General features: G+C 58.9%; 9 protein-coding genes and 1 other annotated feature. Of the genes, 7 read left to right on the top strand and 2 right to left on the bottom strand.

Annotation, left to right across the window (positions count from 1 at the left end; translation table 11 throughout):
• Window positions 1-23 precede the first annotated feature (23 nt).
• Window positions 24-776, bottom strand: a complete 753-nt coding sequence (gene ubiG, locus IMCC20628_RS22735) for a bifunctional 2-polyprenyl-6-hydroxyphenol methylase/3-demethylubiquinol 3-O-methyltransferase UbiG (protein ID WP_047032110.1) — start codon at window positions 774-776, stop codon at window positions 24-26.
• 193 nt (window positions 777-969) lie between these two features.
• Here ubiG and IMCC20628_RS22740 point away from each other — a divergent pair, with 193 nt between their 5' ends.
• The 7 genes from IMCC20628_RS22740 (at window position 970) to IMCC20628_RS25860 (ending at window position 10,957) form a co-directional block, all read left to right on the top strand.
• A complete protein-coding gene (locus IMCC20628_RS22740; RefSeq protein ID WP_047032111.1) occupies window positions 970-2,244 on the top strand; it encodes an aspartate kinase in 1,275 nt (424 codons plus the stop codon).
• A 93-nt stretch (window positions 2,245-2,337) separates the two neighbouring features.
• The gene (gene ptsP / locus IMCC20628_RS22745; RefSeq protein WP_047032112.1) at window positions 2,338-4,599 is read left to right on the top strand and encodes a phosphoenolpyruvate--protein phosphotransferase; all 2,262 of its coding nucleotides are present in this window, start codon (window positions 2,338-2,340) and stop codon (window positions 4,597-4,599) included.
• A 9-nt stretch (window positions 4,600-4,608) separates the two neighbouring features.
• Complete coding sequence (prfA, locus tag IMCC20628_RS22750; RefSeq protein WP_047032113.1) at window positions 4,609-5,694, top strand: peptide chain release factor 1; 1,086 nt, start codon at window positions 4,609-4,611, stop codon at window positions 5,692-5,694.
• Complete coding sequence (gene prmC / locus IMCC20628_RS22755; RefSeq protein ID WP_245307840.1) at window positions 5,681-6,598, top strand: peptide chain release factor N(5)-glutamine methyltransferase; 918 nt, start codon at window positions 5,681-5,683, stop codon at window positions 6,596-6,598. Before prfA ends, prmC begins: the two co-directional genes overlap by 14 nt.
• A gap of 279 nt (window positions 6,599-6,877) precedes the next feature.
• Window positions 6,878-7,690 (top strand): DUF4167 domain-containing protein, encoded by an 813-nt coding sequence (locus IMCC20628_RS22760; RefSeq protein WP_047032114.1) that lies wholly within the window; start codon window positions 6,878-6,880, stop codon window positions 7,688-7,690.
• Window positions 7,691-7,882: 192 nt separating this feature from the next.
• A complete protein-coding gene (gene clpB, locus IMCC20628_RS22765; protein ID WP_047032115.1) occupies window positions 7,883-10,510 on the top strand; it encodes an ATP-dependent chaperone ClpB in 2,628 nt (875 codons plus the stop codon).
• Window positions 10,511-10,747: 237 nt separating this feature from the next.
• On the top strand, window positions 10,748-10,957 hold the full coding sequence (locus IMCC20628_RS25860) for a hypothetical protein (RefSeq protein WP_343123248.1): 210 nt from the start codon (window positions 10,748-10,750) through the stop codon (window positions 10,955-10,957).
• Between the two features lie 44 nt (window positions 10,958-11,001).
• On the opposite strand, the gene IMCC20628_RS22775 is transcribed toward IMCC20628_RS25860, so the two are convergent.
• Complete coding sequence (locus IMCC20628_RS22775; protein ID WP_047032116.1) at window positions 11,002-12,948, bottom strand: M23 family metallopeptidase; 1,947 nt, start codon at window positions 12,946-12,948, stop codon at window positions 11,002-11,004.
• Window positions 12,949-13,615: 667 nt separating this feature from the next.
• Window positions 13,616-14,369: a sequence feature (16S ribosomal RNA rRNA prediction is too short), on the top strand.

The following is a 14,369-nucleotide window of genomic DNA, read 5'->3' on the forward strand; positions in this document are numbered from 1 at the left end:
CCGGAACTCATCCAGTTCGCAGCTTAACCGGCCTTCGGCCGCTCGGCGAGCAACATGTAATTGACATCCATGTCGCGCGACAGATTCCACTGGTCCTGAAGCGGATTGTAAGACACGCCGGTGCGGTCGATGATGCTCATGCCGGACGTCACCAGCGGAGTTTCGATTTCGCCCGGGCGCACCAGTTTTTCATATTGATGGGTGCCGCGCGGCAGCCAGCGCAACACATATTCGGCGCCGACGATGGCAAAGGCCATTGCCTTCATGGTCCGGTTTATGGTGGCAACAAACATCAGGCCACCTGGTTTGACCATCTCGGCGCAGGAGGACAGGAACAGGTCGACATCAGCGACGTGCTCGACCACTTCCATGTTGAGCACCACATCAAAGCGCTCGCCGCGTGCGGCCAGGTCCTCGGACGTTATCGCCTCGTAGCTGACATCGACGCCACTCTGGGCCGCATGCAGCGACGCCACCTCGATATTGACGCGGGATGCGTCCGCCCCCAGCACTTCGGCGCCCATCCGGGCCATCGGCTCGCACAAAAGCCCGCCGCCGCAGCCGATGTCGAGGATCCGGATGCCGGCCAAGGGCTTGTCGCTCTTTGGATCCCGCCCAAAATGCGCGGCGATGTGATCGCGGATATAGGTCAGGCGTACCGGGTTGAATTTGTGCAGCGGACGAAACTTGCCCTGCGGATCCCACCATTCGGCTGCCATCGCGGAGAAACGCTCGACTTCGCCTTGATCAATTGTTGTCCGCTCAGCCTGGCTCATCGGTCTCTCCGCGTAAAGAATTCTCGCCATTCAACTCGGGCGTCACGCCGTTGATGTCAAGGGTTGGCGAAGTCGCACGACTGATCCTGTTGCAGGGCGCGGGAAATTTAGCTATGAGACCGCCAACTTCCGCTCCGGAACCCCGGGGCGGTTTTTCTTGCCCGGAAACGGGATTGCCAGCGGATATTGCAATATGGCCCGCATAGTCATGAAGTTTGGCGGCACATCGGTTGCCGACCTTGACCGGATCCACAATGTCGCCCGGCATGTCAAACGTGAAGTTGACGCCGGACACCAGGTTGCTGTGGTCGTTTCTGCAATGGCCGGCAAGACGAACGAGCTTGTTGGCTGGGTGCAGGCCATGCCCAAGATCGCCGGCGCCAGCGCATCATTTTACGATGCCCGCGAATATGACACGATTGTCGCTTCGGGTGAACAGGTGACCAGTGGACTGCTGGCCATCGCGCTGCAGTCAATGGGTGTTGATGCCCGGTCGTGGCAAGGCTGGCAGATTCCGATAAAAACCGACAATGCCCATGCGGCCGCACGGATCGTCGACATTGACGGCGCCGAGCTGATTCGTCGCTTTGAAATGGGACAGGTGGCCGTGGTGGCGGGGTTCCAGGGGATTGGACCCGACAACCGTCTGGCGACGTTGGGCCGGGGCGGCTCTGACACCAGCGCCGTGGCGATTGCGGCGGCGGTCAAGGCGGACCGATGTGATATCTATACCGATGTCGACGGTGTCTACACCACCGATCCGCGAGTGGTGCCGAAGGCGCGCCGGATGAAGAAGATTGCTTTCGAGGAAATGCTGGAAATGGCTTCCCTCGGTGCCAAAGTACTGCAGGTCCGGTCGGTCGAACTGGCGATGGTGCACAAGGTCAGAACCTTTGTGCGCTCCAGTTTCGATGATCCGGATGCACCTGGAATGGGTGATTTCAACAATCCACCCGGAACTCTCATTTGTGACGAGGAAGAGATCGTGGAACAGGAAGTCGTTACCGGCATTGCCTACGCCAAGGACGAAGCGCAGATTTCGCTCAGGCGCCTTGCCGACCGGCCGGGGGTTTCAGCGGCGATATTCGGCCCGCTTGCAGACTCCCATATCAATGTCGACATGATCGTCCAGAATATCTCTGAGGACGGATCGCGTACCGACATGACATTTACGGTGCCGACGAGCGACGCCGACAAAGCGCTGGCGGTGCTGGCAAGCCAGAAAGAAACCATCGGTTACGACGTGGTTCAGAGCGAATCAGGCCTTGCCAAGGTTTCGGTCATCGGCATCGGCATGCGCAGCCATGCCGGGGTTGCCGCAACAGCATTCAAGGCGCTTGCGGAAAAATCTATCAACATCAAGGCGATAACGACGTCGGAGATCAAAATATCGATCCTCATCGACGGCGCTTATGCTGAACTTGCCGTACGGACTTTGCATTCCGTCTACGGGCTCGATAAGACTTAGCCTAACGGGACCAGAAAAACCGGCCAAAGCCGGACATTGAACCGGCCGGGAGTAATCCTGGAAGGTCTACACCAATTGGGAGAACGAAGCGCGATGAGAGACCTTTCAGCGGGTCCGCGCGTCCTTCTCAGGCGGCTGCGCGAATTGATGGCGGAGCCCCTTGAGCCGCAGGAGCGCCTTGACCGGATTGTCCGCCAGATCGCGGCCAATATGGTCGCAGAAGTGTGCTCGTTTTACGTGCTGCGCGCGGATGGGGCGCTGGAGCTGTTTGCCACAGAGGGTCTCAACAAGGATTCGGTGCATCTGGCCCAGTTGAAGATGGGGCAGGGCCTGGTCGGCACCATTGCCGCGAGCGCCCGCTCCCTCAATCTATCTGATGCCCGCTCGCATCCTGCCTTTACCTTTCTGCCGGAGACCGGCGAGGAAATTTACAACTCCTTCATGGGCGTTCCGGTTCTCAGGGCCGGACGGTCGCTGGGAGTTCTGGTGGTGCAGAACAAGGCGCATCGGAAGTACCGGGAAGACGAAGTCGAAGCGCTCGAGACCACGTCGATGGTTCTTGCCGAGATGATCGCCACCGGCGAACTCAAGCAGATCACCCGCGCTGGGCTGGAGCTGGATTTGAGCCGTCCGGTGACCATCGAAGGCGATGCCTATGGCGACGGCATCGGTCTGGGGCACGTTATCCTGCATGAGCCGCGGATCGTCGTAACGGACCTGCTCAACGACGATCTGGATGCCGAACTGGCGCGGCTTGAAGAGGCCCTGGGGTCCCTGCGGATTTCCATCGACGACATGCTGTCGCGCCGCGACGTCTCCATGGAGGGCGAGCACCGGGCTGTTCTCGAGGCCTACCGGATGTTTGCCCATGATCGCGGCTGGGTGAGAAAGCTTGAGGAAGCCATCCGCAACGGCCTCACTTGCGAGGCTGCGGTGGAGAAGGTCCAAAGCGACACCCGCGCCCGGATGATCCACATGACCGATCCCTATTTGCGGGAAAGGCTGCATGATTTCGACGATCTGGCCAACCGGCTGCTGCGGCAACTGACCGGGTTTGTGCCAGGCGGCGACGGTCTGCCGCAGGATGCCATCATCGTGGCGCGCGCCATGGGTGCGGCGGAGCTGCTCGATTATCCCCGCGAGGCTATTCGCGGACTGGTGCTCGAAGACGGAGCTGTGACCAGCCATGTGGTGATTGTCGCACGCGCCATGGGCATCCCGGTTGTCGGCCAAGTCATCGGCATTGCCTCGCTGGCGGAAAACCGCGATGCGATCATCGTCGACGGCGAAGACGGTGTCGTTCATCTGCGTCCGGTCTCGGAGGTGGAGAGTGCCTATGCAGACAAGGTGCGGTTCCGTGCCAAGCGGCAGGAACAGTTCCGCGCACTGCGCACAGTGGAACCTCTGACCCGCGATGGTCAGGAGATTACGCTTCTGATGAATGCGGGATTGCTGGTGGATCTGCCGCAATTGAGCGAATCGGGCGCCAGCGGCATCGGCCTGTTCCGCACCGAACTGCAATTCATGATTGCCTCGACCATGCCCAAGGTCGACGAGCAGGAAAGCCTGTATCGCAGCATTCTCCGGCAGGCCGAGGGCAGGCCGGTGACGTTCCGGACACTCGATATCGGCGGGGACAAGGTGGTGTCCTATTTCCGCTCGGCCGAGGAGGAAAATCCGGCACTCGGATGGCGCGCCATCCGGCTTTCGCTGGACCGTCCGGGTCTGCTGCGCATTCAACTCCGGGCATTGCTGAAGGCGGCTGCCGGCGTCGAGCTGAAACTGATGTTGCCGATGGTCACAGAGGTCAATGAACTCCGGCTGGCGCGCGAGTTGCTTGACAAAGAGGTTCGGCATTTGTCCCGGTTCGGGCATCGATTGCCGCGCAGCCTGCAATTTGGCGCGATGCTGGAGGTGCCCAGCTTGATGTGGCAGCTCGATGAATTGATGGCGGAGGTGGATTTTGTCTCTGTCGGATCCAACGATCTGTTTCAGTTCGTGATGGCGGTTGATCGTGGAAATTCCCGTGTTGCCGATCGTTTCGACACGCTGGGGCGCCCGTTCCTGCGGGTGTTGCGCCAGATTGTCGTGGCGGCTGACAAGGCAGGCACATCGCTGACGCTATGCGGTGAAATCGCCGGCAAGCCGCTGACAGCGATGGCGCTGCTGGGCATTGGCTTCAGGAACATATCGATGTCGCCAGCGGCTATTGGTCCGGTGAAATCGATGCTGTTGTCACTTGATCTGGCCAAGCTTGAAGAAGGCCTTCTGCCGGCTATTGCCAACACCCAAAGTGAGAAGACAGTACGCGAGTTCCTGATGGACTTTGCAGACGCCAACGGCGTGAGCCTTTAGGAACCAACAATGGCGCGATTGCCGACTCAGAAAATACGCGAACTCGAACGCAGGTTTGGCGAAATTGAAGCCCGTATGTCTGCGGGGCCTGAAGCTGACGCTTATGTGAAGTTGGCGACTGAATATTCAGAGTTGCAGCCACTGGTGGACGGGATCCGGGAACTCGACAAGGCGCAGGCGGAACTGGCTGATCTGGACGCGATGCTCAACGACCGGGCAAGCGATCGCGAAATGCGGGACCTGGCTGACGCTGAAATGGACACGGTCAAGGACAAGATCGAAGAGCTGGAACAGCAAATCGAGATCATGTTGCTGCCCAAGGACGCAGCTGACGAGCGTAGCGCCATTGTTGAAATCCGGGCAGGAACCGGCGGTTCCGAGGCCGCACTGTTCGCGGGCGATCTGTTTCGAATGTATGAGCGCTATGCCTCATCGCGGGGTTGGCGGGTGGAAGTGCTGTCGGCGAGCGAGGGTGAGGCCGGCGGTTACAAGGAAATCATTGCTACGGTGACGGGCAAGGGCGTGTTTGCGCGGTTGAAATTCGAATCCGGCGTACATCGGGTGCAGCGCGTTCCCGAAACCGAATCTGGCGGCCGCATTCATACCTCGGCTGCGACCGTGGCGGTGCTGCCGGAAGCCGAAGACATCGACATTGAAATCAAGGCCGATGATATCCGGATCGATACGATGCGGGCATCCGGTGCCGGCGGGCAGCACGTCAATACGACCGACTCGGCCGTGCGCATCACCCACTTGCCGACAGGTCTCGTGGTGACGTCTTCGGAGAAATCACAGCATCAGAACCGCGCCAAGGCGATGCAGGTGCTGCGTTCGCGGCTGTTTGATATGGAGCGGCAGAAGGCTGACAGCGAACGTTCCGCCGACCGCAAGAACCAGGTGGGTTCCGGCGACCGGTCCGAGCGAATTCGCACTTACAACTATCCGCAAGGGCGGGTCACCGATCATCGCATCAACCTGACGCTCTACAAGCTTGACCGGATGATGATGGGCGAAATTGACGAGATCGTTGACGCCCTGATTTCCGACCATCAGGCTGGTCAGCTGGCATCGCTTGGCGGCCATGATCAAGCCTGATCTCTCAGGTGCAACAACGATTGGCGACGCCTGGCTGATGGTGCGGACGGCGTTTCGCTCGGCTGACCTCGAGACCGCCGATCTTGATGCGCGTTTATTGACGGCTGGTATTGCGAATATCGGGCCGCATCGTCTGGTGACCGGCGGCGAGGCGCGGTTGCAAGATGGCGTCCGTGACCGCTTGGCGCAGGCAGTTTGGGACCGTTTGAATGGCATGCCGGTGCACCGTATTCTTGGCGCACGGGAATTTTACGGACTGAAACTGGGGCTTTCAGCTGCCACACTCGAACCCCGGCCTGATACCGAATGCCTGGTCGACGCCGTGCTGCCGTTTGTCCGTTCGACTTGCGCGGAAAAAGGTAGCTGCAGCATTGTCGATCTCGGCATCGGAACCGGCGCGATCGGTCTGGCGCTGCTGGCGGAATGCACTGCCGCCCACTGTCTTGGCGTCGATGTGTCGGCGCCAGCGGTCGCGACCGCGCTTGAAAACGCGCGGGTGCTTGGGTTGTCGGGACGATATTCGGCCGTGGTGGGTGATTGGTTCTCCGGCATGGAGGAACGCTTTGATCTCATTGTCTCAAATCCGCCGTACATCCCGACCAGTGATCTGGCCTCGCTGAAGCGTGAGGTAACGGATCATGATCCCATGCTCGCGTTGGATGGAGGTCCTGACGGGCTCGCAGCTTATCGTGTCATCGCCGCTCAGGCAGCAGGACGACTTGAAGACGATGGTATGGTGGCGATTGAAATCGGAATTGGCCAACGCGCATCGGTGAGCGCACTTTTCAATCTTGCAGGGTTTGAGGAGGGCACCGTTTATTCCGATCTGGGCGGGGTCGATCGGGTGCTTTGTTTCACATTATCCGGGTCCGCAAATATGGCCAGCACCGACTTTCGGGGGTAGAGGCAAGAAAAGGCTTGGAATCACCGGCAAACATGTCTAGTTTCCCGGTCAGCGCTGGATAGCAAGTCTTTAAACAGATTCGATCCGACGTGGCTCGGTTCCCGGAACCCGCCATTTTGGCGGCAGGTTCGAAGGACAGCCTCTGGCGCGGGTATCTGCATTTGAACCCATAACAGTGACGGGATCGGTGACGATCCTATGTCGCGGCGCAACTTGCCAGCCGGGATTTCGGCTAAGCGCCCAACAGAATTTTCAGGAACTCAACCAGGTGACTATCGAATGAGGCCAGGACAGCAAAACAAGCGCGGTCGCGGACGTAGCGGAAGCAATAACAACAGTGGCGGCGGGAATAACCGCAAGGGCCAGAATCCTCTGTCGCGTTCCTATGACAGCTCCGGTCCCGACGTGAAGATCCGCGGAACCGCCCAGCATGTGGCGGAGAAGTACATGAACCTTGCGCGCGATGCGCAAAGTTCCGGTGACCGCGTCATGGCTGAGAACTACCTGCAGCATGCCGAGCACTACAATCGGATCATCCTGACGGCGCAAGCCCAGATGCAAGAGCGGTTTCAGCGCGACGACAACGGGTCGCAAGCTCGCGAATCACAAGATCAGGACGATGACGACCGTGATTCCGATGATGATAATGACAGCAACACGCAGGATCATCGTAACGACCGTAACGACCGTAACGACCGTAACGACCGCAACGACCGTGATGAACAGCAGGCCCGCCCGGAGCAGCCGGCCCGTTCCGAACGGCAACCGCGGCAGGATCGTAGTGAACGCCAGGGTCGTGACGATCGGAACGACCGTCCAGAACGTGGTGAGCGCAGCGACCGGCAGGAGCCACGCACGCCGCGCCCGGCACCCCAGCCCAAGCCTGTCTATGATGCCGATGCACCGCAGCCGGTGATTGAAGGCGTTCCTGCAGAAGTCGCAATCGGGCAGGAAACACCTGAAAATGACGCGCCTCGGCCAGCGCCGCGCCGGCGCGGTCGGCCAAAGCGGGTTCGTGTGGAAGAAAGCGCGGATGCCGCACCTTCTACCAGCGCTGCTCCTTCAGCAGTCGAGCCCGAAGCGGCCGAGTAAACGTCGCCTCTTGAACTCAAGATAAAACCCCGGTTGCTGGCGACCGGGGTTTTTTATTGCTCAAAGATACTTTTTAACGCGCTTTTGAATCCCCATATCCAAGATATCAATCGGGCCTGCCGCATTCGGGGGCCCTTCCTGGGGACTGCCACGTGCCGAAAACGACGGACGTGGCATGAATTGGAGATATTCATGAACATTGAAAAATACTCGGAACGCGTTCGCGGTTTCATTCAGTCGGCGCAATCGAAAGCATTGGCCGACGGTCACCAGCAGTTCATGCCGGAGCATCTGCTCAAGGTGTTGATGGATGACGATCAGGGCATGGCGTCATCGCTGATCGAGCGCGCTGGCGGAAGACCCGCCGATGTGCGGCTCGCCAATGAAGCTGCTCTGGCAAAATTGCCGAAAGTAACAGGCGGCAATGGTCAACTCTATCTGTCGCAGCCGGTTGCCAAGGTGTTCGAGACAGCTGAAGAAGCTGCCAAGAAGGCCGGCGACAGCTTTGTCACCGTTGAGCGGTTGTTGCTGGCTCTGGTGATCGAATCATCGGCGGGGACCTCGAAGATCCTGTCCAATGCGGGATTGACGGCGCAGGGCCTCAACCAGACCATCAACGACATCCGCAAGGGTCGCACCGCTGACAGTGCCGGTGCAGAGCAGGGTTTTGATGCCCTGAAAAAATATGCCCGCGATCTGACCGAGGCCGCGCGTGAGGGCAAACTTGATCCGGTGATTGGCCGGGACGACGAGATTCGCCGTACCATTCAGGTTCTGTCGCGACGGACCAAGAACAATCCGGTGCTGATCGGCGAGCCGGGCGTTGGCAAGACCGCGATCGCGGAAGGTCTGGCGCTCAGAATCGTTAATGGTGATGTGCCCGAATCGCTCAAGGACAAGCAGCTGATGTCGCTCGACATGGGTGCTCTGATTGCTGGTGCGAAGTATCGCGGCGAATTCGAAGAGCGGCTCAAGGCGTTGCTTTCCGAAATCGAGGCCAACAATGGCGGGATCATCTTGTTTATCGATGAGATGCACACGCTTGTGGGTGCGGGCAAGGCCGACGGGGCGATGGATGCGTCCAACCTGCTGAAGCCGGCACTGGCACGGGGTGAATTGCACTGCGTCGGCGCGACCACACTTGATGAGTACCGCAAGCATGTCGAAAAGGACGCAGCTCTTGCCCGACGGTTCCAGCCGGTCATGGTGGAAGAACCAACTGTAGAGGACACTGTTTCGATCCTGCGCGGACTCAAGGAAAAATACGAGCAGCATCACAAGGTTCGAATCAGCGATTCGGCGCTGGTCTCCGCTGCGGTGCTTTCCAATCGCTACATCACCGACCGGTTTCTCCCCGACAAGGCAATTGATCTGGTCGATGAGTCGGCCGCGCGCCTGAGAATGCAGGTCGATTCAAAGCCCGAAGAGCTTGATGAACTTGATCGCCGCATCATGCAGCTCAAAATTGAACGCGAGGCTCTGAAGAAGGAAACCGATCAGGCGTCCAAGGACCGGCTTGAGCGGCTCGACATGGAATTGACTGACATCGTGGAAAAATCCGATGCGCTGACGGCGCGGTGGCAATCGGAAAAGCACAAGCTTGGCCATGCCGCCGACCTCAAGCTGAAGCTTGAGGAAGCCCGCAACGACCTTGCCATCGCCCAGCGCAGTGGCGAGTTCCAGCGCGCTGGGGAGCTTGCCTATAGCGAGATCCCGGCCCTGGAGCGACAGCTTGAAGAAGCCGAAGCCCATGGTGAGGCAGATGTTGCCGGCATGGTCGAGGAAACCGTCACGCCGGATCACATCGCCCACATCGTGTCGCGGTGGACCGGGATTCCGGTTGACCGGATGCTGGAAGGCGAACGGGACAAGCTTCTCAGGATGGAAGACGAGATCGGCAAACGTGTGGTTGGACAGGAGGAAGCGGTTCAGGCCGTCTCCAAGGCTGTGCGCCGCGCCCGTGCCGGGCTGCAGGACCCCAATCGTCCGATGGGCTCGTTCATCTTCCTCGGGCCCACCGGCGTCGGCAAGACGGAGCTGACCAAGGCTCTGGCCGAGTTCCTGTTCGACGACGAGACGGCGCTGATCCGTATGGACATGTCCGAATATATGGAAAAGCATTCTGTTTCGAGGTTGATCGGAGCGCCTCCGGGCTATGTTGGCTACGACGAAGGCGGCGCATTGACGGAAGCCGTGCGGCGCAGGCCCTATCAGGTGATCCTGTTCGACGAAATCGAGAAGGCTCATCCCGATGTCTTCAACGTGCTGCTGCAGGTGCTTGATGATGGCCGTCTCACCGACGGTCAGGGGCGTACGGTGGATTTCCGCAATACGCTGATCGTCATGACTTCCAATCTGGGGTCTGAATATCTGGCGGCACTGACGGATGATCAGGATGCAGATGCCGCACGCGATGACGTGATGAACGTGGTGCGCTCGTCGTTCCGTCCGGAGTTCTTAAACCGGATTGACGAGATCATCCTGTTCCACCGGTTGCGCCGGTCTGAAATGGGCGCGATCGTCGACATCCAGCTCAAGCGTATGGGCAAATTGCTGGTCGACCGGAAGATCGATGTCACTTTGGACGAGGGCGCTCGTGTCTGGCTTGCCAACAAGGGATATGACCCTGCCTATGGTGCGCGTCCGCTCAAGCGGGTGGTGCAGAAATATGTGCAGGATCCGCTGGCCGAGAAGATCCTGCTCGGCGAGGTGGGCGAGGGCTCCCACGTCACCGTTGAAGCGGGCTCCGACCGGTTGGTGTTCTCTGTTTCGAACGAGAAGGCTGCCGAGGCCGATACGGCTCAAGGAGAAGCGGCGTAAAGCATGTCGCTCAGCGCTGTAAGACAAACTGGTTTGAAAAGGCGGGTCTTCGGATCCGCCTTTTCTGTATCTGGATGCCCAGAGTGCCCAGAGCCATTCATCTTTAAATAGAATCGTGTGCGCCCACGCGTGTCGTGCGATGGGGTGGCTCAGATGTCGCCAAGGTGGGTGGCAAGGTCCTTGCGATTGCAGTGGCGGATCAGGGCGCCCAAGCGGGTTACATTCAAGGCTTCAGAGATGAGTCTCGAGATGCTGAAGAGCGAGCCGGGAATGCGACCTGCGCCCTACCTTGCGTCCCGCGGGTTCAAATGGCTGCAGCGGTTTGACAGCCAGACGCTGGATGATCAGGCCTTGTGTGATCATGTCCGGCAGTCGCATGCCATGGTGATGGCCGGATTGAGCAAGAAGACGCTTGCGGCCATTCAATCCACCGATGCGGAAGACTGACGTCTCTCACCCCACAATGACGCCATGACCTCATCTGAGCCGGTTCAGCGGCTCGCGACTTCCTTGTTGGCCATTTCGATGCCGAGCAGCGAATTGATGCGATCCCGCTCACGGGCGAACATGGCGTAGGCGTCGTCTTTCAGAGATTTGCCGTCTGGCAGGCGGATACGCATGGGATCGACCTTGTTGCCGTTGACGATCAGTTCGTAGTGCAGGTGCGGCCCGGTCGACAGACCGGTTGAACCGACGGCGCCGATGACCTGACCCTGGCGAACTCGAGCGCCGGGCACGACGCCCTTGGCAATCGAGTTCTGGTGCGAATAGCTTGATTCATAGCCATTGGCGTGCCGGATGATGGTCTGCCGTCCATAGCCGTTGCCCCAGCCGGCCTTCTCAACCACGCCATTGCCTGAAGCAATGATCGGAGTGCCGCGCGGCGCTGACCAGTCAACGCCGGTGTGCATCCGCGAATATTTCAGAATCGGGTGACGGCGCATGCCAAAGCCGCCCCGGAATTTGCCGTTCGGCACCGGATTGCGCAGCAGGAATTGCCGCGCGCTACGGCCTTCCTCGTCATAATAGTCGATGGAATTGTCTTCCGGGTGCTGGAACCGGTAAAGCCTGACGGTGTTGCTGCCGAATTTGGCATTGACGAACAGCAGTTCCGAATCCTCGGTCGCGGCGCCGCTCTCGTCAGTCACCGAGAAAAAAGCCTCCAACGTATCCGAGGCCTTCAAGGGTGACTGGAAGTCGACATTGCTGGCAAGCATTCGGATGATCTGGCCAACCATGTCGGTGGACATGCCGTAGAACAATCCGGCGCGATAAATTCCGTCATATATATTGGGCAGGTCACGGCCGGATGCCACCGGTGTCGCGGTTTCGTCGAAAGCGGATCCGACAGCGAGGGTCGGAGGTGGCTCATTGCCGAGCACAAAGCCGTTATGATCGGACAGGGCGACCGTGATCACATGCTTGGCCTTGTGATACACGCTCATGCGGATCACCCGCGTGCTGTCGCCGGATTGTTCGACTCCGACGCGGATGACCGACTGGTCGGGGATCTTGTCGATCTTGATCTGCCCGGCCAGGGTTGCCTTGGCCGCATCATATTGTTCGGCCAGATAGCCGGCGCCATCGAGAATGTCGGACAGATGCGCGGATTTGCGCACCGGTATGATGTCATCGACATATTCAACGCGTTCCAGGCCTGTCGGCAAGTAGGATGCGACCGAGACATTTTCGGCGATCACGCGCGCATTGAGGCTGGCGCTGAAATCGAGTTCAAGGTTGTTGGACACAAAGCGTCGCGGATCAACATAGTTGAGCGATGCCAACTGAACTGAACCATCGGTCAGCACCGATCCATTGGTTCGGACAGTCTCCTCGGCTTCGTCCAGCGTCATTGAGGCGGCAAAAGGGTGCGGCGGTGCTTCCAGCGGGAAGTCGAAAGACCGCAGGCTGATTTCCGAATCAACTTCCGCGCCGTATATGACGCCGGTTCTGACGCTCGATGCGGCTTCCGTGTCGCCCGCCGAGAAGATCTTGAGCGGATCAAAGCTCGGATAGGACTTGGCTGCAGCGCCGGGATGATTGGCGGCGAGCGCGATCTTCACATGGGCAAAGGGCTGGCGCCGGACGACATCACGGTCGCCATCGCGCACCATGGTCGAGACTTCCATAATGGCCCGGTCAACCGGTTTGGCGGTGATAACGGACTGGACCAGTCGCGAGCCCTTCTCCACGGCCCCGGTGGCGCTGACACCAAGATCGGTTGAGGCCAGGGCTTCAGCCGGGATTGCCAGCTGTTCGCGCCCGTCAAGAGCGCCGAACAGGGCCACGCCCATCAAGAGACTGGAGGTGATGCCGGTCATGAAGGTTCCCGACAGCCAACGCAACGAGATCTCGCGTCTGTCCGGTGGCTTGCGGCCACCAGCGAGCAGCGGCGGTTGATCGCCCATCTGCTGTGCAAGAAACTCGTCGTTCGGCATTGTTCCTCCAAGGTGTTGTGGCTCTGCTCATGGGTGTGACCCCCAACAGGCAGCAGATGTGCCCTGCGATTGTGTGTGAGTCAAACCGGAAGTCACGGTCGGCCAGGGCCGGTTCGGATGTGCGATTGCAGGCAGGGTGATGGTGTAGCGGAAAATCCGGCGTGGATAAGGCGAAAACAGGGCGGGAATGCCACTTTATACCTATAGGGGCATTTCATGCCGCGGGGGATCGGCGGGGCAGAGCGAGAGAATGAGAAAAAAGACAGATTTGTGAAAAAGAGTTGTTGACTCCTTGGAGTGGTGGCCCCTATAAAGCGCTCAACAACGAGGGCGGCGCGCCGCTGGCGCCAATGAGTTCGCCCTCAAGTTAGCAAAGAGAGCCAAGTAATCGGTTCTCGACATGGCCCCGGCAAGTTGCTGAGACGCCAATGATTTCAAGCGATTGGGATCAGTTCTTTGACAATTGAATATTGAAGAAAGAGAAACGTGGGCGGCGGTAGTCGACGGTTTCTGGAGCTTGACCTTCGGGTTGAGTGAAGGGAACCAAACCAGACTTTGGCGGTCACGTTTCAAGAGAAGTTACACAATGCGTGTCCGAGCAATTGGATGCGCTGTGTGAAGTTCTCGTCAATTGAATGCGTGACCATAAAGCCAAAATCAAATTACTCAACTTGAGAGTTTGATCCTGGCTCAGAACGAACGCTGGCGGCAGGCTTAACACATGCAAGTCGAGCGCCTCGCAAGAGGAGCGGCAGACGGGTGAGTAACGCGTGGGAATCTACCCATCTCTACGGAACAACAGTTGGAAACGACTGCTAATACCGTATACGCCCTTCGGGGGAAAGATTTATCGGAGATGGATGAGCCCGCGTTGGATTAGCTAGTTGGTGGGGTAAAGGCCTACCAAGGCGACGATCCATAGCTGGTCTGAGAGGATGATCAGCCACACTGGGACTGAGACACGGCCCAGACTCCTACGGGAGGCAGCAGTGGGGAATATTGGACAATGGGCGCAAGCCTGATCCAGCCATGCCGCGTGAGTGAAGAAGGCCCTAGGGTTGTAAAGCTCTTTCACCGGTGAAGATAATGACGGTAACCGGAGAAGAAGCCCCGGCTAACTTCGTGCCAGCAGCCGCGGTAATACGAAGGGGGCTAGCGTTGTTCGGAATTACTGGGCGTAAAGCGCACGTAGGCGGATCGTTAAGTGAGGGGTGAAATCCCAGGGCTCAACCCTGGAACTGCCTTTCATACTGGCGATCTTGAGTTCGAGAGAGGTGAGTGGAATTCCGAGTGTAGAGGTGAAATTCGTAGATATTCGGAGGAACACCAGTGGCGAAGGCGGCTCACTGGCTCGATACTGACGCTGAGGTGCGAAAGCGTGGGGAGCAAACAGGATTAGATACCCTGGTAGTCCACGCCGT

Origin of the sequence: Hoeflea sp. IMCC20628 (genome assembly GCF_001011155.1) — a bacterium.
In the GTDB taxonomy this organism is placed as follows: domain Bacteria; phylum Pseudomonadota; class Alphaproteobacteria; order Rhizobiales; family Rhizobiaceae; genus Hoeflea.

What these genes read in the sequence shown, in the direction of transcription:
- ubiG (WP_047032110.1), bottom strand. Translation starts at nt 776, where the DNA reads ATGAGCCAGGCTGAGCGGACAACAATTGATCAAGGCGAAGTCGAGCGT.
- IMCC20628_RS22740 (WP_047032111.1), top strand. Translation starts at nt 970, where the DNA reads ATGGCCCGCATAGTCATGAAGTTTGGCGGCACATCGGTTGCCGACCTT.
- ptsP (WP_047032112.1), top strand. Translation starts at nt 2,338, where the DNA reads ATGAGAGACCTTTCAGCGGGTCCGCGCGTCCTTCTCAGGCGGCTGCGC.
- prfA (WP_047032113.1), top strand. Translation starts at nt 4,609, where the DNA reads ATGGCGCGATTGCCGACTCAGAAAATACGCGAACTCGAACGCAGGTTT.
- prmC (WP_245307840.1), top strand. Translation starts at nt 5,681, where the DNA reads ATGATCAAGCCTGATCTCTCAGGTGCAACAACGATTGGCGACGCCTGG.
- IMCC20628_RS22760 (WP_047032114.1), top strand. Translation starts at nt 6,878, where the DNA reads ATGAGGCCAGGACAGCAAAACAAGCGCGGTCGCGGACGTAGCGGAAGC.
- clpB (WP_047032115.1), top strand. Translation starts at nt 7,883, where the DNA reads ATGAACATTGAAAAATACTCGGAACGCGTTCGCGGTTTCATTCAGTCG.
- IMCC20628_RS25860 (WP_343123248.1), top strand. Translation starts at nt 10,748, where the DNA reads ATGAGTCTCGAGATGCTGAAGAGCGAGCCGGGAATGCGACCTGCGCCC.
- IMCC20628_RS22775 (WP_047032116.1), bottom strand. Translation starts at nt 12,948, where the DNA reads ATGCCGAACGACGAGTTTCTTGCACAGCAGATGGGCGATCAACCGCCG.